Consider the following 23,187-nt stretch of genomic DNA (forward strand, 5'->3'; position numbering starts at 1 on the left):
ATAATTATGACTAAAAAAGAACAGATTGATAAAAATGGTTGGCTAATTTTTAAGAATGTCTTTTCCAATGAAGAAATTAATACATTTAGAGAATATGCAGAAAAGAGTAAGGATCATAAAGGAGATCTTTTATCTAGTGAGTTACTTTCTAAGATTATATTAGATGAAAGAGTAATTAATATTTTTAAGGAATGTTTAGGAAGAGATAACTTAGTTTATTTTGGTGATAGCGCTTTATCATATAATACGAATCAAAGTGGGTTTCATAAAGACTCTAAAGATCGATTTAAAAAGGATAGCATTGAATTTAAAGATAAAGATTACTCTCTATTAAGGGTAGGTATTTACCTACAAGACCATTCTGAACATTCAAAAGGATTAGCCTTAAGAGATAATTCACATCTACACCAAAGCATTCGTAAAGGAAAAATAGTTAATGTGAAAAGTGAAGTTGGTGATGTTATAATTTGGAAGCTTACCACTACTCATTCTCCAAATGCAGAAATATTATCATTGTTGCCAAATCATTCTTTCAATCCAAGGTTAGTTAGACATTTACCTGACTTTTTAAAGAAAAAATCTATTTCTCCTAGATTGGCTTTATTCATGGGTTTTGGAACAGAAGATCATTACACTGAAGAGTATATTGAGTATCTAAAAACAAGACAATATGCCATAGATAGATGGATGAGTTCAAAGTATAGCGAAGAAGCAATTGCTGCAATGCAAAAACAGAATGTAAAAGTTCATACTGATTTTAATTTAGAAGATATTGATAGAGAAAAACTAAATATTAAGTTTGAACAGGTGTAAACTTACACTGTAAATAGTAAAATATTTATAAGTACAAGCCATCCCAAATTAAAAAATGCTCGTTTAATAAACGAGCATTTTTTATACTGTAATTCTTTAGTATCAATTACAATTTTCTGAATATATTGTAGCGGCATCTTTAACCCAAACATCATAAGGTACTATACCTGCATTTGCATTAACCTCATTATCTACCTGAATACAACCTAGACCGGCATTGCCCGTAACATTAAATTCAGTTATAAGCGCGTTGTTACCATTTTTTGCATTTAGACTTAACAATTCATTTTCAGAAGCTTTCAATGTTGTTAAAGCCATATTTTGACTTAAATCTAAGCTTGAGATTTTATTCTCATAGCATACTAAAAAAACTAAATCTGTATTTTGAGTTACATCCAAATTTGTAAGTTGATTATTAAAACAATCTAGTTTTGTTAAAGATCTATTCTGACTTACATCTAAACTCTGAAGCAGATTAAAAGGAGCATATAATTCTATTAAATCTTGGTTTTGACTTACATCTATATCTGTTAGCTGATTGTTAGAAAGATATAGTTCCAATAAAGATGTATTTTGAGTTACATCTAAACTCGTAAGAAGATTATCATTACAATAAAATCCTGTTAAAGCAATATTTTGAGTTACATCTATGCTTGTAAGCTGATTATTAGAACAACCTAACGTAGCTAAAACAGGGTTTTGAGTTACATCTAAATTTGTAAGTTGATTATCAAAACAAACTAAGGAAGTTAATGCGCTATTTTGACTTACATTTATATTCGTCAATTGATTGCTATGGCAATCTACCTCTCTCAAGTTTGCGTTTTGACTTAAATCTAAACTTGTAAGTTGATTATTATAACAATGTAATTTGATTAAACTTTTGAAATTTTCTATACCAGTTAAATCAGTAATGTTGGCATCAAATACAGGTAAATAAACAACATTACTAATATCAGAAGTTAAAACTCTACCATCTAAAATACCTTCAGAATCAATAGCCATATCAATTAACACCTGTTCAAAATTATCATCAGGAATCAATGTATATTTTATTTGAAAAACTGCAGTAATGTTTTTATTCGTATCCATGGTCAGACTAACAGTACTTGAAATACCTGTCAAACTACCCTCCCATTTTACAAATTCATAATCAGTAGCAGGAGTTGCAACTAATGAAATTTCAGAACCGTCTTCAAAAGTGCCAGATGAAGGTGTTACTGAACCACCATCAGTCGGCACAACCGAAACTGTCAATTGTCTATCATCAGGTGTAATAACCACAAAATCTTCAGAACATGAATTAAATAAAAAAGAAAATGAAAAAATATAGAATATGTATTTCTTTAGCATAGTAATCAATTTTTTGTCAAAACTACAATTATTGATTGAATTATAAAACTTATTGAGATATTCTACTCAGTATTAAGTTATTCGCTAATAAATGTTATATCATCTTTTCTGGGTTCTACAAATTCAAACTGCAATGTTTTGTCAAGTGCCTGTAAAATTGTATTTGTTGCTTGAAAACCCGAATTATGCACGGCGGTTGAATCAAATTGAGTAGTAGCGCAAAACTTTTTGACTCGCACCGAACTAACGGCAAACTTTTTATTAGTTATCTTACTTAAAATATCAAAACCATACCCTCCTAACATACCTAACCAGTATGGCAAACGAGTAGCTGGCACTTTTTTATTTAAACTTTTTTCTACTTGCGCAACTAAATCATTCATATTCAAATCACCTTTGTCTGTATAGTTATATAAATAATAGCCTAAATTATCAGTACTTAACTGGTACTTAATAAATGCCGCTACATTACCCACATAGGCCATAGATTTATAGTTGGTACCTTTTCCAACCATTAAAAATTTTCCAGAACCAATTTGTTTCAACAAATTGTATACATTACCTCTATTACGTTCACCAAAAATAACGGTAGGACGAATAATGGTTAATGAACGATTTTTTTGATCTTTATTATGCCACTCACGTAAAGCTTCTTCTGCTTGCCATTTACTTTTACCATAATGATTAAAGGGGTCAACAGGATGTTGCTCATTTGGATTCTTTTTGTTTAATCCATATACCGCCACAGTACTTATAAAAATTATCTTTTTTATATTGTTTTCATCCATAGCTGATAATATATTCTTTGTACCCAGTACGTTAACATCATAATAAAGTGATGTAGGGTTAACATCATCACGATGTTCAGCAGCAAGGTGAACAACATAATCTTGCCCTTTTAATTCTTGTACCAATATCTCTTCATTTCTTATATCAGCAATAGATGTAATTTCAGGGTGAAAAATACTTTGTTGTTTATCAATGTTTTTAAGTTTAAAATCATTCTTTATAATATTAACTAGGCGTGTTCCAACAAATCCAGATGCACCAATTAGAGCTATTTTTTTCATTTTAACGAGGGTCTATTTTTTTTAATTGTGAAAATAAGAAAGGCGGAACAAAAGCTAAAGCAAGTGATATTAAAGCATAATGGTATTTATACCATGGAAGCCTAATTAATTTGTAACCATCTAATTTAATTTTAAATTCATTTAATCTATATTTAAATGACTTTCTAGAGATATAATCATCATCCATTCTATATTGAAACAATATAATGGGTATATTACATATTTTTAAGCCACTTCCTATTGCTTTATACCATAAATGAAAATCTTGTGATGTTCTATATCTTTCATCATATCCTCCTATTTTCTTTAATGAAGAGGTTCGAAACATGACCGTAGGGTGTGATAATGGATTTAATTTAGGTAACAGTTTTACAATATCACTATGTGAAACAGGAACTTTACGCTCGCCAATAACGGCTCCATTATTAGAAATATTCTCAGAAAAAGTTCCGATAATATCAATACCAGGATGACTCTCAAAGTATTTTATTTGCTCCTCAAATCGTTGGTCAAGAGAAATATCATCAGCGTCCATTCGAGCTATATACTCTCCTTTCGATAATTTAATGAGCTTATTTAAATTTTTTGTTAATCGTAAATTCTCTTTATTAGTAAAGATTTTTATTCTAGAATCTTTTTGAGCATACACGTTTAATATTTCTTTTGAATTGTCATTTGAACAATCATCTATAATCAAAAATTCGAAGTCAGAAAAAGATTGGTTTAAAATGCTTTTTATAGCCTCTTCAAGAAACTCTTGTGCATTATAGACCGACATAATAACGCTTATTTTTGGTTTTACATCCATACTATTCAAGAATCTATTTTTTTTAATAATTCTAAATTGTGATTAGGTGTTGGAAGATCAAGATGAGAGCCTAACAATTCATCAAAATTGTTTTTAACAGGTATTAACGGAAGTAAACCACTACCAGGAAAATAAGTTAATTCACCAAAAATAATTTCATCTGGAGGGTTATAAAAATCAACCCTTACATACGGGAAAGGTGCACTTAATTTTCTTGCAAGTTCTTTCATCTCTTCAAACTTTTGAGGAAGAGGCAAGACGTGACTAGATTGTGCGTAATTTTTATATGTAAAATCAAGCTTATTCCAATTGATGTCATAAAAATCTACATAATGTACACCTTCATAATCATTATTGATTTGTAAAAATTTTGGTTTACCATTAAAACACATAAATTTATAATCAATTAAAGGTTGATGATCAATAAACTTTTCAATAATAATTCTAGGTTTAATGTGCTTATAATTCCACTCTCTTCCAAAGACATATACATTTAACTTTAACCAGGTATTCATTATTTTGGTCCACTTTTCCCAATCTATTTTTGTTTTCTCTTTGCACAATAAATTCCAACCACTTCCATGTGTAGTTTTAGCTACAAAATTATTTGGTAACGCATCAAAATTGATGTCATCTGCATTTTCATAAACACCTATAACCTCATTTAGTAAACTTTGGTATCCTTTTTCCTTTAAATATTGGTGAACCTCATATTTGTCTGTTGTAATAGGCATCTCATTATGTCTATAGAATAATTTCAACCATTGAAGCTTCTCAGTATATGTTTTTGGTTCTTTCAAATTAATGTTTCTTCCAAACCTTTTTTTATAGGTAACTCGTATGCACTGTTCATCATCAAATCTTGATAAAGATATTTTTTCAAATATTAACCGAATACGAGAATATAAATGAATACCAAATGGAGATTTAGAAGCTTTATCTTTTATAAATTCTTTATATTGAGACATATTATAATTTCTTTTTTGTTATGGCATTTTGCCCAAATTCTTTTCCTTATTCAAAGAAAAACTGTTATTCATTATTTTTTATGTATTCATAAATAGCTTCTCCCATATAATGTTCTAACTCATGTACTATTTCCTTTTTTCTCCAATTTCCATTCTCTAATTCATAATAGTATTTAGGGTCTCCCTCTAATAAAGAAAAGTGCATTGTTTGATATTCAAATAGTTTTAAGTCTCCCTTATTTTCTGAAATATCCATAGAAACATTTGGTGAATTTAATTTCCTCTTACAATCTAGAGCAAAATTTAAAATGTTATCTGAAGGATCCTCATCCAACACATATAACTTGCTTCCTGAAGCTCTAAAATCATTTTTTCTAACCAACCTTTTTCCGCCTAAATATCGATTCCCCATAGCAACAACTTTCCAATCATAAGTAAGATCTGGAATGAACTCTTGAATAATAATCTTTCCAAATCTCTTAGGATAATGTTGTCTATTCTTTAATCTTCTGTAAAAATAATAGAGGCTATCAGTATCAAATCTGAAATTTTTATCTAACATTTTATACAGCAATTTTTTACCCTCATTAATATTATTAGCAAGTTTTACATTACGGCTTCGAAATCCAGTTGATTTTTTAAGTACAACAGGGTATTTCACTCCATTAAGAACTTTTACCCCTTCCTCATATGTTCCAACAGGTATACCATAGGGGCTTTTAATTTCTACCCTTATTTTTTCTAACTCTTGAAAGTTTTTGTTTTCGTGCGCAATGAAATGCCTAAGCTCTGGAATTAATATTCCTCCTCTTAATTTAATTTGAATTAGTACATCTAAAATGAAACTCTTGTAAATGGGGTATTGGCTGCTAGCATAAAAAAAATAAATCCCTTCAATATTTTCTTGCTTATTGAGATCTTCAATAAATAGGTTTATATTTCTTTCTTGACATAGAAAACCTTCATCTTTTAGAATTTTTGAAATTATATCTAACTTAAGCCCTTCAATTTCATGATTTCGTTGAGGAATCAAGTTTTTATAATTGGTTAGAAAAATTATTTTTTTCGTCATATTCTAAATTACCTATTTTCTATTTTTCTATATACGGTGATTAAACCAGATGCAAATTCTTTAATCTTAAATCTAAATCTAGTTTCAGCCATAAAAAAAAACTTCAAAATTGAATTATGACAATATTTATTTAATATTCTTTCTTTCTCTAATAAAATTTGCTTTACAATGCCCTTAGAGTTTGATATGCCTCCATCTGTCATTATAACCAGAGGTTTATTAATAAACTCAAAATTATAATTCGCTTTAAACATTCTAAGCATTAATTCAGCATCAGCTGCTATCCTATACTCTAAATTGAATAATCCAATTTTATCATATATAATCTTGGGCACAAACGTTGCAGGATGTCTAACCCCATTTTTATATAGTTTCATTTTTCTCTTGAACCTTTTTTCGCTTGTTTTTAACAGTTGTGTACCAGAGTCACTCTTAAAAATAAGCGCTCCAGTAATTACGCTCTTTTTATCTGAATTTTGATAAACTTCATTAACTATTGATAACGTGTTTTCAAAATAGTAATCGTCAGAATTTAATAAACAAACTACTTTACCCCTTGCTAACGAAATTCCTTTATTCATTGCGTCATATATGCCATTATCTGGTTCAGAAATATGGATAATACCATTCTTAAAATACCCTTTATAGCTATCAATTATGTCATTTGTTCTATCTGTTGAACCACCATCTATAAGAATATATTCATAATTCTTATATGATTGATCCAATACTGATTTAATAGTTTGCTCAATGGTGTTCTCACTATTATATGATACCGTTATTATTGAGAAATTTGGATTCATATTAATCAGTTTTTATCCAATAAAAAGTCGTTATAAGAAATATAAAGTCAAAATTACCTACGAAAATATCACTATCAAAAAAAGCTCTTAGTGTCAGTAACATGAGAAGACTTAGTATAAAATATTTTCTTTGATATATGTACTTAAAAACAGAAATAAAAAAAAGTACCACAAAAACAATACTTCCTAAACCTACTCTAGAATGAAATTTAAGAAAAGAATTATGCGGATTGCTCCCATATATATCATATTGAGGAAGTTTAGTAACATCAACACCTACAAAAAAATTAGTAGCATTTATGTTTTCAATATAAATCCTCCATAATTTATAACGAGAAGTTTCAAGACCTTCGCTTAAATTAGTTTCTTCTGTTAAAACAGAGCCAAATTTCAACCATAAATAATAAGACACCCCTAAAAAAATAGATGTCAAAATTATACGTACTACTAGATTATTCTTAAACTTATAAAAGAAAACAACCAATAATAATATTGAGCTAACTATTATACTAGTTCTTCCAAATAAAAAAAATGATAATATTATTGCTATAATAGCAGGAATAATTAGAATGCGACTATATGTTTCTTTTAAATGAAAAAGTAAAAATATGGTCCAAAAAACAACTGCAAAACCGGCATGATTTCTGCTTAATCCTTCATATATAAAATTAGCAGGCGTTTTTAAAATGAATAAATGATAGCTAATAAATGTAATAGTTATTAAATAAGCTATTACAATCCATAATGTTAGTTTTTTAGTATCTAACTGAAAGTAAAGAAATGACAAGAGTAAGTTACCTATTAATGTTAAAGAACCTCCAATTCCGTTTTGAGTAAAGAAAAGATTTACTAGAGATGTTGTCAGCAGAAAAAGAATAAAAAGCATTGACTCAGAAAATAAGTTCTTATTCTTAATGGGAAAGTAAAAAACAAAGGCCATAATAGCTAATAAAGCTGTAGCGCCAATTAAGCTTTTGGAGCGAGCTATATCACTTAATGCCATAAGAACAAATAGAATACCTGTAAAATGACTTAAATAATTATCCTTATTTATTATAGCTTTCATCAACAAATAAAACGGTTAATATTAGTATTCTTTAACATAATTGAATATATATTGAACACTTTAAAAAAATTAATCTGAAAATAATTTATCATAATCGACACGTGGCATAAAATCTAATGCACCATGCTCTGATGCATTCAGTAATTTTGCGTTTTTTGCTAAAGCATTCTGTTGCATTATTTTTAAGTGTTCAAATGTTTTACCAAAGTTTTTTAAATAAAATTCATTATCAATTTTATGTTTATTTCTAAATTTATCTTCTTTTTCTCGGTCTTCTTGTGATTTGTCATAAAAATGTCCTCCATCCTTATTAATCTTATTATATTCATAATTTTCTAAGAAACCTGTCATGTCTACACCTAACAGATAAATTTCTTCAAACCCCATATAAAGTGCTATATTAATTGCATAAGTGATCACATTTTGAAATGCAGGAGTATTTCGATGCAGAGACGATGCATTTTTCAAGAAAGATGTATAAATTTTATTATTGTTCAAAAAATGAGAATTAAGAGATGGAAACAATTTAATGAAAGTTGATTTTAGACGGTATGAACAAAAACAAATCATTTCTGGGAATAATTCAAGTGATTTTCGTATCGCTCTCATTTTGTTTTTTTCATCTTCATTTTTTGGATTTACATGAAAAAAGAAATTGAAAAAATCTGGGTCAAAGAATAGGTGAAAATTTGGCTTCAATATTTTAAAATTATCAGTTGCCATCATATTATTTACAGTAAAAACATATTCCTCAGACAATTTACTTAAGTCATGATACTTTAAAGAGGGGCCATTACCAATAATGAAACATCGCTTACCTTTATATGCATTTTTAAATATTTTATTTCTTGACATTTCTCTCCTTAAATCCTTATCAAATATCCATTTTAAATAGAACTGAATATCACGTCTATAATTATCAATAAAATTCACAAATGACATAACTACTGTTTCTCTTTTTCCAAACATTGTTGAATGGTTTAGCTCTATATATTAATAAAATCAGGCTTCAAAATGATCGTTCTTATGATATCTTTCAATTTTAACAAAACTTTAAAGTTGAGTATTATAAATAGCATTAATGAAAAAATAAAATAATTATCAGGTAATGAAAAAAGTATTAAGCCAAAACTTAATAGATAAGGTAACAAAAGACGCACTGGATACATATCTTTAATAACTTCTAAAATAGATGTGTTTAATTGTAACATTTTTCGCCCAATATAGCCGAGCATAAAGACATAGATAAAATAGCTAACCATAGTAGCTATTATAACCAGTGTAAATGGTACATGTACTAGTTTTATTAATACAAGTGCTATCGCGATATTTATTATAAGAGCTGAAAATGAAAAAATTCCTAATTTTTTTTCATACCCCTTAGCAATTAGCAAACTAGAATAACCAAAAGAGTTTGTATAAAGCACAACTGATAAAGCAATTAATTTGAAGGCTTCAGATGCGCTTTCATATTGAGGAAATAACAATAAAAATATGGGGAAAAATAAAATGGCAATATGTACTAGTAGATGAGAAGTAGTTACATATGCATTTCTTAATTTCTCTAACAATTCTGCATTTTGACTTTGAGATGCAGAAGCAAAACGATTTAATAATTTTGGTAAAATTAAATACGAAAAAGCCTGTAATAATAATAGAATTACATTCGCAAGTGAAAACGCGAAAGTAAAATATCCGAACTCTTCTACACTATAGAAGCCGCTGACAAATGAACGTATAGAAATAACAATAAAATAAAAGGATGTATTATATATAAACAGGTGCCATCCTCTTACTTGTATTAATTTAAATAAGTGATAGATAAATATTGGTTTTAGCTTTACAGGGCTTTTAATTAAATACAATACAAATGAACATATAAATGCTATGAAATTTGCTATTACAAGTGCCCATAATAATTTTTCATTTCTAAAAAAAATAATAGCAAGAAGCATTAAAACAGGAAATATAGTTTGGTTAAAAGCAATTTCAAAAAGTCTGCCATATACCCTAAAGATATGATTGAATAAGGTATTAAAATAACCCAAAATACCTATTAAAACCACAATGTATGCATAGGTAGAAAAACTATATTTTTGACCTAAATTAAGATCAAAAGCTTCATTAACTGCAAAGAACAGTATAAGTATTATTGAAAGCCCTATGAGCATTGTTAATGCAGTGCCAATAATTTTTTGGACATAAAATTCTTTATCTTTTTTAACAGAAATAATAGCCGTTACTGAATCAGAAATTCCAAAACTTAAGTGATTTATATATTGTGTAACTAGCATAATGAACCCCCATATTCCTAAATAATAAGGCCCTAAATAAACCGCAATAAATAAGGAATTTATAAAATGAATAAAATAAGTTCCATAACGGCTAAAAACAAATAAGATCACTTTATTCTTAAATACAGCCTGAATGGTTGTTGAAAAGCTACCCATTATTTAATTATAGAATCAAAATGCAGAGGATCACCCTTATCTATATTTTTTGCTACTCTTTTTCCAAGTATTTCTTTATAAAATTTAGGGTGCATTCCGAATCCGGGTCTAACAGAGCGAACATTATTTTCTGTTATAATTTCACCAGCCTTTATATTCTCTACAACGTATAGCGAACGTGCAAAGTCTTTGCCTTTTAACTGCTTTTCTGTCAATTTATAGTCAACAGTACCAATAGCGCTTTCGGCTTGTCTAACAGCTTTCACCATCTCTGTAAACTCAACTTCTGTCATAGAAAAAGAGGCATCTGCTCCTCCTACCGATCTATCTAGAATAAAATGCTTCTCAATAATTTTTGCTCCTAAGGCAGTGGCAACTACTGGCACTGTACTTCCAATTGTATGGTCTGAAAGTCCACTAATTACATTATAACGTTGAGTTAAATCTTTCACCATACACATATTAGCCTCTTCAATTGGGGCTGGATAACTTGATGTACACTTTAATAATGCAATGTCATGATTACCCATTCTTCTGCATGCATCTAATGCCAATTCAATATCTTCTTCTTCTGCTATACCCGTAGAAATAATAACCGGTTTTCCTTTAGATGCAACAAATTCTATTAGTGGAATATCTGTAATTTCAAATGAAGCAATTTTATAGGCTGGCACATCCAATGTTTCTAAAAATTCTACGGAAGTAGGGTCAAATGGAGAAGAAAAACAAATTAAGTCTTCTTCTTTAGCCACTTCCATAATCTTTTTATGCCATTGCCATGGTAAATGCGTTGTTTTATATAAATCATGTAAATACTGCCCATCCCATAGCGTACCTTGTTTGATTTTAAAATCTTCTTTTTTAGAATCTAAAGTAATAGTATCTGCGGTGAATGTTTGTAATTTAATACAATCTGCACCCGCTCTTTTTGCCGCTTTTACAGTTTCTATAGCAGTATCTATACTTCCATTATGATTGGCAGATAATTCAGCAATGATGAAGACTGGTGAATTTTTATCTATAGTATAATTTCCTATTTTCATATGCTCATTTTATATATTCTTGGTACCCTTTATAAAACTTTTTACCAGTAGCATTTTGTCTATTGTCAGATAATTCATATCCTAACTTATCTTCAATAGACCATATTAAATCCTCAAAACCAAAGAGGTGTCTGTACAATACTGTACTTGAAAACCTTGGATTAATTTCAAAAACCTTAGGGGTATTTTCTGTTAATCTAAGTTGCACATTAATACTTCCTGTTAAATCTATCTTAATAGCAAGTTTTTCTAAAAGCTCAGTTATATTTTCATTTTCAACAACTTCACCATATCCGCTATAACCCCCATGGAGTTCTCTCTTAAAAATTTGAGATCTTATTTCACCTTTACTGCTACGAAACAAACCACAAGTAAATTCCCCATTTTTATTGGTTACAAATTCTTGAACAATGTAGTCTTCAATAATATGTCTGGTATAAAAAGAAAACTCTTCCATAGAATTTATTTTATGGATATCCTTACTGCCAGAACCTGTTCTTGATTTTAAAATAACAGGGAAAGACTCTATCGTTTTTAAATCTTTTGCTAAGAATGTTTTTGGAAAAGGTAAATTATTAGACCTTAAAAATTCTGCAGTCTTAAATTTATCAAAACCTATTTTCAGTGCTTGAGATGAAGCCGTTATCATTTTTGCAGCACCTATTTGATTTAAAATGTTTTTTTTAGAAAAAAAACGTAATTCAGGCTCGGCAATAGGTATTACAAGGTCAATAGCATTTTCCTTAACAAATAGCTCAAGTTCTTTCAAAAAATCTGGATGTGAATAAGGTAAACCAACCATGAAATTTGGGAAAATGAATTGTGCTGCATTCTTATTTGAAATATCAATCCCGAATAAGTTTTTAGTGTATGGTGACCTTAATAAAATCTTACCGAGACTCTGACCAATATCACCTCCACAACCCGTGACTAATATGTTAAATGCTTTACCCATTACAATGAATCATTTTCTTTTTAAAATTTTTGTAAGATAGGCTATATCACTATCCTTTTCTTCTATTTCGCTTATTAGTTTTTCAACATTATAATCAGTAGTCAACAATTGAAAACAACTATTAGTCGTATCAATTATGACCCAGGAAGCCTTACCTCCTGCTTGTCTTGATTGCCCTACGGAACCAGGATTAATTATAGTGCTATTTTCATTTCTAATTGCAAAAGCATAATGTGAATGGCCTATCAAAACAAAATCGTGATCTTTAGAATCACATCTAAGTACGATTTCTTTTTCACAATCAGGATAAATATAATAATCATTAGACCAAGGGCTTCCATGACACATTAATATAGAAACGCCATTAAATTGTACTGACTTTGTTTCTGGTAAATAACTCAAAAACTCTAATTGTTTGCTGGTTAACTTATTTATAGCTTCTTGATGACCACTGCCATATTTTAGTCTAATAGATTTGCTAAGAGATGAATCTGCTATGAGATCTTCCATTATTTTTTCGTGGTTGCCTTTTATAATGTCAAAGTTCCATTCTGAAAGTACCTTTAATACTTTATCAGGATGATAATAATAACCAACAATATCTCCAAGAATTAATAAATGCTCAACACCTTCTCTTTTAGCTTTATTTAAAACTGCAACTAATGCATCGTAATTACCATGTATGTCAGAAATAATGGCAATTTTCATATGCTTATGATGACTTTTCTTAGTATTTCTTTGGCAACATCAATTGGTGACTTTAATTGTCCATCCCTTTCTAAATTTTTAAAATTTTCAACATCTGGAAAATCGCTTTCACGAAGTGTTTTTTGCATACCCGTATCCATGACACCTGGATCTATATTAAAAAACTGATGTTGTTTATATTCACTCTCGGCTACATTGAAAAACATTTGTGTAAAGGCTTTAGACGAACAATAAAGAGACCAATTATTAATTGGTCTGTTAGCTGCACCAGAGCTCATATTTGCAAAAGTTAACTGGTTAGGTTCAAAGTTTTTCAGTAAAAATTTAGTGATTAATACTGCCGATTTTATATTCACAGAAATCGTTTTGTCTATTGCAGCTTCTGTTAAATTTTCAATCTTTACAACAGGATCAATAATACTCGCATTATTTATAAGGTATACAGGTTCTTCGTCTATTACATCTTTTAAGGCAATGAGTTTTTCTTCAACATTATGCTTTGCAAAATCAATTTCCAAAAAGTGGAATCGTTTTGGGGAATACGTTTGCTGTTCTTTGCTTAGACGCCTTGATATAGATATAATAAAACAGTCTTCGTCTTTGATCAAAACATCAACAAAGGCTTTCCCCAATCCTCTATTTGCACCTGTTATAATGACTGTTTTCTTCATATTTTAAACCGCAGTATTATCATTTACATTAAACTTTCTATGTATAATGACATCTTTATATTCTCCGTTAAACAAGCAATGCTCTTTCAAAGTTGCTTCTTTAACAAATCCAGCATTTTCTATTATTTCATAGATATGAGGTCTTAAATCAAAAGCATAGGTAAAAAGCTTATGAAAGTTTAACTCCTTAAACGCAACCTCCTCAATTAGGTTTAAAAAAACAGCCCAGTGTTTAGAGAAATAGTCTTTTTCTAATTCCGTATTCATAATAAATGAAATCTCTGCGTTTTTGTCTACCCAATTAATGTGAACCAAGCCACCGTAACCAATACAAGCATCATTTTCTATATACGAAAACAATATTTGACTAGGCTTTTCTTGACTAAACAAACCAGCAACTACTGTATCAAAATAAATATCTTGTTCCTCTTTAGTTAATGGTTTATTTTGCCTTAAATGGAATAATTGTTCGTTACGCCATTTCATAATAACATATCGATCTTCCATACGGATGGGGATAATTGAATAATTACCCTGAGCAAATTCCTGCCTATTTAAAACTTTGTACAAGCTCATACTTCAATTCTGCTAATTTCCAATCTATATTAGTATCAATATCTTGACCTTCTATCTCTGAAATGACAATACTCCCTACATTATCTGTTAGTATCGCTTTCTTTTTTAAACATTGTTCTGTATTCATCCAATAAAATTGACCAGCATCATGATATCTTTCTTCAAGATCTTGTGACCTTGTCAAATTAAATTCTGGATGACAACTACTTAATTTATTATTGCTATCCTTTTTTAAGGCTCTCTGAATGGGAGAGCCAAATGCGATTACAGGAAATACCGTATCAAAGTTGCCATTTTGAAGAACTTCAAAAGCCTCAATTAATTTATGAGATGTTACAAAAGGTGCACATGCGTAGAGACAGCATGTATGATCAAAATTCTTATTTATTGCTTTATATTTTAAAACTACCTCTTCAACTACATCATACGTTGTTGCAAAATCATCTGCATTTTCTTGACTTCTTAAAAATGGAACTTCTGCTCCATAACTTTTAGCAGTTTCGGCAATTTCATTATCATCAGTAGACACCATAATTTCATCAAATAAATTTGATTTTAGAGCTGCTGCTATAGAATATGCAATAATAGGTTTACCTAAAAAATCCTTAATGTTTTTTCTCGGTATTCGTTTACTACCTCCGCGAGCAGGAATAATTAACAAATTTGACATGTTTCAACTTCTTTCTTTAATTATCAAATTTGGTGAACTACCAAATACAATTGAATTTTCAGGTATATCTTGATCTTTAATACATGCCCCTGCTCCTAAAATTACGTTATTACCCACTTTAGAATTTCCTAATATAGTGGTATTTGCTGTCATAGTAACATGTTTACCAATAACAGGAAAAATATCATTATTATTACCTACAGTACAGTTTTGACTAAAGGAAAAATAATCCCCAAATTTAGCTCTACCCATTACGGAACCCAAAGGATGATCTAACATAAATATTTCTGGTAATTCTACTTCATAAAACAAATCGCAAGCATTCATAACTCTATTCAAATAATATAGTTTATCAGCTAACCTTCTATAAGTCTTATCCTTCTTAAAAACGGTATTTGAAAAATAATATAAGAAAATGGTGTATTGACCTGAGTGATACGGATTAAAATAAGTCTCACCTTTCTTTGAATAGTATTTATTTTCGTTATTAGAGAAACAAATATCACATCGTTGAAATACATCTTCAACTATTGCATTTATAACGCTAATTTCATCTGTAGAAATACTAAAAAAAGATGTTAATTGGTGTATTAACTGTTGTATTATAGCATCTTTAGGAATTTCTAATATCATTATAAAAAGTGTTAACTTCATTTATAACATACCTTTGTTCTTCATCTGTCAATGTAGGATACATCGGTAAACTTATACAGTGTTCATAATACTTTTCTGAAGCAGGCATATCACCTTGTTTCCACCCAAATTCTTGATAATATGGCATTAAATGGCAAGGTATATAATGAATCTGAGCATAAATATTTTTCGTGCGTAAATAATTATATAATTCTAGCCTATTCTCAACTTCTATTACATACAAATGATAGGCATGACCTTCAATTATACCAGATTGACCTTTTATGAATTTTTTATCTTTAAAAGCATTAAAGTAATTTGATGCAATTTTTCTTCGTCTTTGAACACCATTATTAGCTTTAGACAATTGACTTAACCCTAATGCGGCTTGAAAATCTGTAAGTCTATAATTATATCCTAAATTCTGCATTTCCATGTACCACCCTGGATAGTCTTCTTTTCCACCGGCTAAATCAATTGAATTTGAATATGAATCGGTATTCTTAGTAATACCGTGTGTACGTAATTGTAATAATTTTTTATAAAGAGATTCATCATTTGTAGTGATCATGCCACCTTCACCTGAGGCAATATGTTTTACCGGATGAAACGAAAAAATTGCCAAATCTGCAAATATTCCATTTCCACAATGTTGGATTTGATTCGCACTATCTTTGAAGCTACCTCCCGGAGCATGACAAGCATCTTCTATAATCCAAAGGCCAAATTCATCTGCTAATTCTCTAAATACTTCCAAATCATTTGCTCTACCAGCAAAATCAACTGGAATAATACCTTTATATGTTCCTTTCGGAGCATTTTCCAATAAAGCTCTAACTTTAAGAGGAGCCAAAAGATATGTTTCAGGGTCTATATCAGAAAAAACAACTTCACCACCACAATATCGAATGCAATTCGCTGAGGCCGCAAAGGTTATTGGTGTTGTAATTACATTATGGCCTTTTTGCACTCCTAATGCTAATGCACAAAGATGAAGTGCTCCCGTTCCATTAGACACGGCTATTGCAAATTTACTACCTACATAATTAGCAAAAGCTTCTTCAAATTCGCCTATTTTAGGCCCTTGGGTTAAATAATCAGCTTTTAATGTTTCAACAACTGCTTGAATATCTTCATCAGTAATATTTTGGCGACCATAGGGTATTGCTTTCATTACTACACTTTAAAATTCAAATCTACATGTTCTTTAATTAGAGCACGTAAAGATTCTACTGTTTCCCATTCTGAATTGGTTCCCGAGTTATATGCAAACCCAGCTGGAACCATTTCTGCATTGAAATGAGTTATGAAATCATCAACATTCCATACAGGAGTTTGAGGAATAATAACAAAATACTTCCCTAAATTATAAGTGAAAAATGAATCTGAAGACGTAATCATTTCTTCATGAATTTTTTCTCCAGGTCTAATACCAATAACTTTATGTTCACAATTTGGGCCAATAGCTTCAGCTACATCTGTAATTTTATAAGATGGTATTTTTGGAATAAAAATTTCTCCTCCCCAAGCAGTTTTCATAGCGTGTAATACCATATCTACACCACCTTGGAGAGATATATTAAACCGTGTCATAGTTTCAACGGTTATAGGTAAAACACCTTCGGATCTCTTATTTAAAAAAAAAGGAATTACAGAACCATTAGACCCCATTACGTTACCATATCTAACAACTGAAAATTTAATATCATGTTTACCTCTTATATTATTGGCAGCCACAAATAATTTGTCTGAGGCTAATTTGGTTGCTCCATATAAATTAATTGGAGCACATGCTTTATCTGTAGAAAGTGCAACTACATTTTGAACACCGGTTTGAAATGCTGCGTGTATTACATTTTCAGCACCCGCAACATTCGTTTTCACACACTCGCTAGGATTATACTCAGCAATATGAACATGTTTCATAGCCGCAGCATGAATAACATAATCAATATCTTCAAAAGCTCTTACGAGCCTCTCTCTATCGCGTACATCTCCAATAAAAAAACGTATTTGAGGATATTTTGAAGTAGGATAATCTTGAGCCATCTGAAATTGCTTCTGCTCATCTCTTGAAAAAATTACAAGACGTTTAACATTTGGCCATTTTTTTAAAATATTTTCGGTAAGTGCTTTTCCTAAAGAACCTGTTCCACCGGTAATTAATATTGATTTGTTATTAAGCATTAAATATGTTGTTTTTTTAAAAGCACTTGCTAAATATAATTATAAATATTAGGTAATTCTTTTTTTAATCGTTCAAGAATTAAATCTTATTTTTCTGGCATAGTCAAAACCAAGTTCTATATAAAAATATCATCATTTTCACTTTGAAATTTTATTAATAGTTATATGCTGATCTTATGCATGAAAAAAACACATAGCGTGATAAAGACCACGTTCAAATTTATTTGGATTTCTATTGAATTTAATATGTGAACCTATTTCCGCGTTATTCCAATGTGCAAACCTTGGGCCTTTTAATATTCTTGTTAAAAGCTTTAGGTCAAGGTCGTACATGACATATGGGCTGTATATATGAGTGTTTTTTACTATTTCATAGCCAGTTCCATCCATGCTAATCTTTACAAATGAATTATCTTCCAAACTAACTAACACGCTAGTATCTGTAGAAAAATTAATTTCCTTTCTTTTTTTGTCCATTCTATTGTAAGCCGCGGGTATCAACTCTAATAATTCTTCTTTTGTAGGGTTTACATCATCATCAAAGTCAAACTTTCTTTTTGATAAAATCTCTTCAATATACTTTTCTTTTTCTTCTTTATTGAGAAGTAGATATCTTTTTGAAGGTTTTTCAGTAATAAGATCAAAATATTCATACGTGTTTAATAGTACGCTTTTTGAATTTTTATGATTAATTTCATTAGAAGAATCAAAATAATTCTGAGCTTCCTCTAACTCAGGAATTCCTCTTAAATTTTGCAATTTAGATAGTTTACCTGCAAGTGTATAGGTTCCCGCAAAGGGCATATAAAACTTTGGGGATATGAGATTAATAAATTTTTCTCCTTGACTAAGAAATTGAATTTTCTTTCTTTCTATAGCTTTTTCTCTTTCCTCATCAGACAATTCAAAACATTGTGGGTAAGGTCCTGCTCCACCATAACCAACAAGTAAGAAATCTATTTTATCATAATTTTTTTTCAATGACGTAATTGCTTCTTCTGCTAAATCATATGGGCAATCGTTTGTATTCAAAACGGCATGTTCTCCATCATCTATTACACAAAGAGAATCTATCTGTGTTGATTTAAACTTCGTTTCAACTATACCGCATCCCATAAATTTAGCACACAATTCGGGATCACAATTATCTGCTGCTAATATATTAATAAAAACACCATTCTTTAATTCTGTCCTTTTATTGTGGGGCAACTCGGTTACTTCAAAACCCAATCGTTCAATATTCATTTTTAAGAATGGGCTTGCATATTGATGAATTAATACTGGTATCCTCTTATCTAAAAGTTCAAATGATTTTTTGCTAAAATGATCAGGATGAATATGACTAATATAAATATAATCAATATTATCAAAATATTCTTTGTCAAATTCTAGTTGTGGAAAATGACACCACGACCCATAATACTCTCCATCAACTACCCAAGGATCTGTAAGGATTTTAACATCTTTAGACTCAACAACTACACAGGCCGATTTAATATATCTAATTTTCATTTTTAAATAAAGGAATTTATAATACTAAATATTATAGGAGGTTTTATGATGTTGTGATTAAAAAAAGAATCTAATTGCTCTAACCAAGTATTTAAATTCATTCTCTATTTTGACATTACTTTTAAGTTTATAAAATACACCCAATAGCAATAAAGTGCTGGTAACAAATATCCAAAGCATTTGAAAACTATTGAAATATAACGAAAGAGAAATGAATGCTATTGATAAAACCAAACTCAAAAACCCTAAAAACATACTAACCTTGACATGTGGTAATCCGGAATCAATTAAAATATGATGAATATGGTTATTGTCAGGAGAAAAAGGGCTTTTATTGTTTAATAGACGAACCCCTATTACTCTAAAAGTATCAAATAAAGGAATGTATAAAAGTGCGGCAATGATAAAAAGTTTATTTTCAGGATTAAACGAAAAATCGCTTAATGCAAAAGATTCTAGCGATAAGAATTTAAGAGATAATACGCCAATACAGAATCCTATAATCAGAGATCCTGTATCACCCATAAATATCTTTTTTGAAATCGATAAATTAAAACGAAGATAACCCAACTGCATACCAACTAAACAAACACATAACATAAAATAAAAATGTTCTTTAGCGAGTAAAAAAATAAATCCAAAAACACAAAAAATAACAATACCTACAGTCGATGCCAAACCATCTATACCGTCAATTAAATTATAAGAATTGATAATTGTTAATATCATTAGTGTAATGAATATATAAGAAATTAAAGGAGGAACACTTTGAATACCCAAGAAACCTTCAAAAGAACTTATTTGCATACATTCACATGACAAAATAAATAAAACAGCAAGTATTTCAGCTCCAATTTTAGCTCTTGGTGTAGAAATTACCAAATCATCTTTTAAACCTAATGCAAATATTAATGTAAGCGCAGATATTAGATTTATACCAACTCGATCAATATCCAAATGATCTATAAAGTTTAAAACAAAAACTATAGTTATGAAAAACGATACACCTGCCATCGTAGGTGTTGAAACTTTATGAGAACTTCTATCATCTGGATTATCAATTAACTTCCTGCGCTCAACTATATGTTTGATCTTTGGAATCAAAACTAATACTAGTACAAATGATCCAACCAACGTAACAAGAGCAGTTAAATACAAGCTATTAATCATGCCATTACCTTTAAAAAAGCAGATTGCTGTATTCTCGCTATTTGGGTTAGTGACATTACGGCCTCTGCAATAAACAGAAAAATATTTTATAATTGCATCAAATATAATTTTGTTTTGTTTCACTGCAAAAGTTTATACCCATAGAATAACCATACACTATTCTTTGAACAAGACTAATTTACCTTATCAAATAGTTCAATTTCAATAATGGTTAGGACTACAGCTTATGAAATAGCTTGCTAAAAAGTGTTGGAAACCAGAATGAAACTTAATTAATCGACTTAAATCTCTATAATGTTGTATTAATGTTGTGGTAAATTTTATATATGTATAGTTAAATCAAATCACTAAAATGTTCTCAAATGACCTTTTAGAGAGATTTTCAAGTTGTTAGTCGAAAAATTTGTTATTTTTAATCAAACCTACGTATAGTTAAATTATACTTTTTAAATTTAGATAATATCAACTTGTTTCGCATTTATTTTTGTGAAATCAACTCTTAAAATAAATATGTTAAGTCTTTTACTCAAAAATTTAAATTACTTCTTATAGTTCCTCTAAGATTTGAGATGCCATTTCATCAATTTTGCAATATTATATTATCTCGAATAATACCGTGACCCGCTCATTTATTGTTAACAATATAACTGCTCAATTCATCTGGTAAAAGTTTCAGTGCAGAACCGATCATAGCAAGTAAAATTTGTAATACTGATTAGTGACCAAATATTACCTAGCTCAAGTATTGTGTAACAGACGGGTAATCAATTCCCATTTTTAGGGATTTTGAAAATGAAATATGCAATTATAAAGCTTGAAGTTTTATGCTTTTAAAGGCTTAAGAATGTAATCATAATTTTAGCTTGAAAGTATTCGTAAAAATCTATTTTTAGAAAATAACTTTTACTATTTTTGCCCCCATTCGGGGCGTAGCTTAGTCCGGTTAAAGTGCTGGTCTGGGGGACCAGAGATCGGAGGTTCGAATCCTCTCGCCCCGACAAATAAAAGGCTGATTTTCTGTAGAAAACTTGTTTTCTTAAAGAAATAAAGGCTTTTATTTACGATCCTATTTCAGAAGATCAGCGAACAAAGTGAGCTAATCCTTCAATGCCAACAAGCGAATATTAAGAAGACTTCCTAGAATAAAGACTTTTATAAAGATTGAGTTTTCATAAGATCGGTGAACGAAGTGTACCAATTCTAAAAACAAAAAATAAACCGTCACCATTTGTTTGATAATGATAACGGCTTATCCAACCAACTAACCAGACGCATGTTATGGCATTACTACCGTATCTATGGCGTGAATTATTCCATTTGATGCAGCAACATCAGTTAATACAACCTTCGATGTATTTCCTTTAGTATCTGTAATAATAACATTACTTCCGTCTAAAGACACAGTTAGTGTTCCGCCTTGTACAGTTGTGATAGCAAAACTACCATTATTGTCTTTAATTGCTTTTACCACATCAGTAGCTTTAAATTCTCCAGGAACTACATGGTAGGTCAAAATAGCAGTTAATGATTCTTTGCTTTCTGGCTTTAAAAGTCCTTCTACCGTTCCTTCAGGTAACTTATCAAAAGCAGAATTTAAAGGGGCAAATACAGTAAAAGGACCTGAACCATTTAAAGTTTCAACTAAGCCAGCAGCCTTTACCGCTGCAACAAGTGTAGTAAAATTCTCATTACCTGCTGCTACACCAACAATGGTAGGTTGCTCTTTTTTAATTTCTTTAGCAGATTCCTTTTCAATTTGATTTTTACTTTTTGATTCGTTAAAAGCATATGTAAACACAACAGCAAACATGACCAAAATGACAATTAAATTTCTTTTTTTCATAATAAAATAGAGTTTAAGTTTCCTCAAAGATACATTAGGGGGTACTCATTTTGTTTAATTTTTTGTTAAATAAATTAAACAAAATGTTAAACTATAAAAAACACTACTCTCAAGGAATCTTTATTTCATAAATTTACCATAGTTTAAAACCGTTAAATGTCTAAAAGAAAAAAAGTAGAAAAATTAGAGCTTATTACTCACTACATGGAGTATGTGGTTGAGTATAAAAAAGAGCCTATTTCTATTACTGATTTTGCTACCATTAACGAATTTGATGAAGATGAATTTTACGATCATTTCAGTTCTTTTAAAACATTAAAGCAAGAGATATTCAAAATATTCTTGACAAATACTTTAAGTATTTTAGAACAAAGTGAAGAATACTTCAACTTTGATGCTAGAGATAAGCTTTTAAGTTTTTACTATACCTTTTTTGAAAATCTAACGGCAAATCGTGAATATGTTGAATTTACCTTAAACCAACATAAATATAGTTTAAAGTCGTTAGCAGAACTCTCTTTACTTAGAAAAGCATTTTTGAAGTACGTGAAAGATTTGGGAATCGAAACCTTGAGTTTAAATCAAGAAAAAATAGAAAAATTACAACACAAAACTATTCAAGAATCGACTTGGTTTCAGTTATTATTCATTTTAAAATTCTGGCTAGATGATAACTCCAAAGAATATGAAAAAACAGACATTCTTATAGAAAAAATAGTGAATACAGGCTTTGACCTCTTGGATACTAAATTTTTAAAGAGTGCTTTAGACCTTAGCAAATTTATCTTTAATGAAAAAGTAAAACCCTATTTCTAG

At 29.7% G+C, this 23,187-nt stretch carries 23 protein-coding genes and 1 tRNA gene; 3 read left to right on the plus strand and 21 right to left on the minus strand.

Going from position 1 to position 23,187, the window contains the following annotated elements:
- Nucleotides 1-6 precede the first annotated feature (6 nt).
- Nucleotides 7-813 (plus strand): phytanoyl-CoA dioxygenase family protein, encoded by an 807-nt coding sequence (locus AC1EU5_RS05235; RefSeq protein ID WP_480191312.1) that lies wholly within the window; start codon nucleotides 7-9, stop codon nucleotides 811-813.
- A 102-nt stretch (nucleotides 814-915) separates the two neighbouring features.
- On the opposite strand, the gene AC1EU5_RS05240 is transcribed toward AC1EU5_RS05235, so the two are convergent.
- The 20 genes from AC1EU5_RS05240 to AC1EU5_RS05335 all read right to left on the minus strand — a co-directional run bounded on the left by AC1EU5_RS05240 (nucleotide 916) and on the right by AC1EU5_RS05335 (nucleotide 20,651).
- Nucleotides 916-2,166: an InlB B-repeat-containing protein gene (locus tag AC1EU5_RS05240; protein ID WP_480191313.1), complete on the minus strand. Its 1,251-nt coding sequence runs from the start codon at nucleotides 2,164-2,166 to the stop codon at nucleotides 916-918.
- A 77-nt stretch (nucleotides 2,167-2,243) separates the two neighbouring features.
- Nucleotides 2,244-3,236, minus strand: a complete 993-nt coding sequence (locus AC1EU5_RS05245; protein WP_480191314.1) for an NAD-dependent epimerase/dehydratase family protein — start codon at nucleotides 3,234-3,236, stop codon at nucleotides 2,244-2,246.
- A gap of 1 nt (nucleotide 3,237) precedes the next feature.
- Nucleotides 3,238-4,044, minus strand: coding sequence for a glycosyltransferase (locus tag AC1EU5_RS05250; RefSeq protein WP_480191315.1), 807 nt, complete (start codon nucleotides 4,042-4,044; stop codon nucleotides 3,238-3,240).
- Between the two features lie 5 nt (nucleotides 4,045-4,049).
- Nucleotides 4,050-5,012 (minus strand): ATP-grasp fold amidoligase family protein, encoded by a 963-nt coding sequence (locus tag AC1EU5_RS05255; RefSeq protein WP_480191316.1) that lies wholly within the window; start codon nucleotides 5,010-5,012, stop codon nucleotides 4,050-4,052.
- Between the two features lie 64 nt (nucleotides 5,013-5,076).
- Nucleotides 5,077-6,084, minus strand: coding sequence for an ATP-grasp domain-containing protein (locus AC1EU5_RS05260; protein WP_480191317.1), 1,008 nt, complete (start codon nucleotides 6,082-6,084; stop codon nucleotides 5,077-5,079).
- Nucleotides 6,085-6,092: 8 nt separating this feature from the next.
- Nucleotides 6,093-6,887 (minus strand): glycosyltransferase family 2 protein, encoded by a 795-nt coding sequence (locus AC1EU5_RS05265; RefSeq protein ID WP_480191318.1) that lies wholly within the window; start codon nucleotides 6,885-6,887, stop codon nucleotides 6,093-6,095.
- Between the two features lies 1 nt (nucleotide 6,888).
- A complete protein-coding gene (locus AC1EU5_RS05270; RefSeq protein WP_480191319.1) occupies nucleotides 6,889-7,953 on the minus strand; it encodes a hypothetical protein in 1,065 nt (354 codons plus the stop codon).
- Between the two features lie 69 nt (nucleotides 7,954-8,022).
- Entirely contained in the window at nucleotides 8,023-8,922 is a 900-nt protein-coding gene (locus AC1EU5_RS05275) for a 6-hydroxymethylpterin diphosphokinase MptE-like protein (protein ID WP_480191320.1), read from the minus strand.
- 17 nt (nucleotides 8,923-8,939) lie between these two features.
- Nucleotides 8,940-10,403, minus strand: a complete 1,464-nt coding sequence (locus AC1EU5_RS05280) for an MATE family efflux transporter (protein WP_480191321.1) — start codon at nucleotides 10,401-10,403, stop codon at nucleotides 8,940-8,942.
- Nucleotides 10,403-11,446: a pseudaminic acid synthase gene (pseI, locus tag AC1EU5_RS05285; protein ID WP_480191322.1), complete on the minus strand. Its 1,044-nt coding sequence runs from the start codon at nucleotides 11,444-11,446 to the stop codon at nucleotides 10,403-10,405. Before pseI ends, AC1EU5_RS05280 begins: the two co-directional genes overlap by 1 nt.
- Nucleotides 11,447-11,450: 4 nt before the next feature.
- Nucleotides 11,451-12,401 (minus strand): ATP-grasp domain-containing protein, encoded by a 951-nt coding sequence (locus tag AC1EU5_RS05290; RefSeq protein WP_480191323.1) that lies wholly within the window; start codon nucleotides 12,399-12,401, stop codon nucleotides 11,451-11,453.
- Between the two features lie 9 nt (nucleotides 12,402-12,410).
- Entirely contained in the window at nucleotides 12,411-13,109 is a 699-nt protein-coding gene (locus AC1EU5_RS05295; protein ID WP_480191324.1) for a metallophosphoesterase family protein, read from the minus strand.
- Nucleotides 13,106-13,780 (minus strand): SDR family NAD(P)-dependent oxidoreductase, encoded by a 675-nt coding sequence (locus AC1EU5_RS05300; protein ID WP_480191325.1) that lies wholly within the window; start codon nucleotides 13,778-13,780, stop codon nucleotides 13,106-13,108. Before AC1EU5_RS05300 ends, AC1EU5_RS05295 begins: the two co-directional genes overlap by 4 nt.
- A gap of 3 nt (nucleotides 13,781-13,783) precedes the next feature.
- Entirely contained in the window at nucleotides 13,784-14,356 is a 573-nt protein-coding gene (locus AC1EU5_RS05305; protein WP_480191326.1) for a GNAT family N-acetyltransferase, read from the minus strand.
- Nucleotides 14,331-15,026, minus strand: a complete 696-nt coding sequence (gene pseF / locus AC1EU5_RS05310) for a pseudaminic acid cytidylyltransferase (RefSeq protein ID WP_480191327.1) — start codon at nucleotides 15,024-15,026, stop codon at nucleotides 14,331-14,333. The genes AC1EU5_RS05305 and pseF overlap by 26 nt, the downstream gene beginning before the upstream one ends.
- A gap of 3 nt (nucleotides 15,027-15,029) precedes the next feature.
- On the minus strand, nucleotides 15,030-15,659 hold the full coding sequence (locus AC1EU5_RS05315; protein ID WP_480191328.1) for an LbetaH domain-containing protein: 630 nt from the start codon (nucleotides 15,657-15,659) through the stop codon (nucleotides 15,030-15,032).
- The gene (gene pseC, locus AC1EU5_RS05320) at nucleotides 15,640-16,833 is read right to left on the minus strand and encodes a UDP-4-amino-4,6-dideoxy-N-acetyl-beta-L-altrosamine transaminase (protein WP_480191329.1); all 1,194 of its coding nucleotides are present in this window, start codon (nucleotides 16,831-16,833) and stop codon (nucleotides 15,640-15,642) included. Before pseC ends, AC1EU5_RS05315 begins: the two co-directional genes overlap by 20 nt.
- Nucleotides 16,834-16,835: 2 nt before the next feature.
- Nucleotides 16,836-17,846, minus strand: coding sequence for a UDP-N-acetylglucosamine 4,6-dehydratase (inverting) (gene pseB, locus AC1EU5_RS05325; protein ID WP_480191330.1), 1,011 nt, complete (start codon nucleotides 17,844-17,846; stop codon nucleotides 16,836-16,838).
- Between the two features lie 174 nt (nucleotides 17,847-18,020).
- The gene (locus AC1EU5_RS05330) at nucleotides 18,021-19,358 is read right to left on the minus strand and encodes an MBL fold metallo-hydrolase (protein ID WP_480191331.1); all 1,338 of its coding nucleotides are present in this window, start codon (nucleotides 19,356-19,358) and stop codon (nucleotides 18,021-18,023) included.
- 57 nt (nucleotides 19,359-19,415) lie between these two features.
- Nucleotides 19,416-20,651 carry a glycosyltransferase family 4 protein gene (locus tag AC1EU5_RS05335; protein WP_480191332.1) on the minus strand — a complete coding sequence of 412 codons (1,236 nt, stop codon included), beginning with the start codon at nucleotides 20,649-20,651 and terminating at the stop codon, nucleotides 19,416-19,418.
- 800 nt (nucleotides 20,652-21,451) lie between these two features.
- Between AC1EU5_RS05335 and AC1EU5_RS05340 the strand changes: the two genes are divergently transcribed.
- A tRNA-Pro gene (locus AC1EU5_RS05340) sits at nucleotides 21,452-21,526 on the plus strand.
- Nucleotides 21,527-21,804: 278 nt separating this feature from the next.
- On the opposite strand, the gene AC1EU5_RS05345 is transcribed toward AC1EU5_RS05340, so the two are convergent.
- Complete coding sequence (locus AC1EU5_RS05345; RefSeq protein ID WP_480191333.1) at nucleotides 21,805-22,371, minus strand: fasciclin domain-containing protein; 567 nt, start codon at nucleotides 22,369-22,371, stop codon at nucleotides 21,805-21,807.
- A gap of 156 nt (nucleotides 22,372-22,527) precedes the next feature.
- Here AC1EU5_RS05345 and AC1EU5_RS05350 point away from each other — a divergent pair, with 156 nt between their 5' ends.
- Nucleotides 22,528-23,187 carry a TetR family transcriptional regulator C-terminal domain-containing protein gene (locus AC1EU5_RS05350; protein ID WP_480191334.1) on the plus strand — a complete coding sequence of 220 codons (660 nt, stop codon included), beginning with the start codon at nucleotides 22,528-22,530 and terminating at the stop codon, nucleotides 23,185-23,187.

This window comes from Maritimimonas sp. 2405UD52-3 (genome assembly GCF_056591715.1).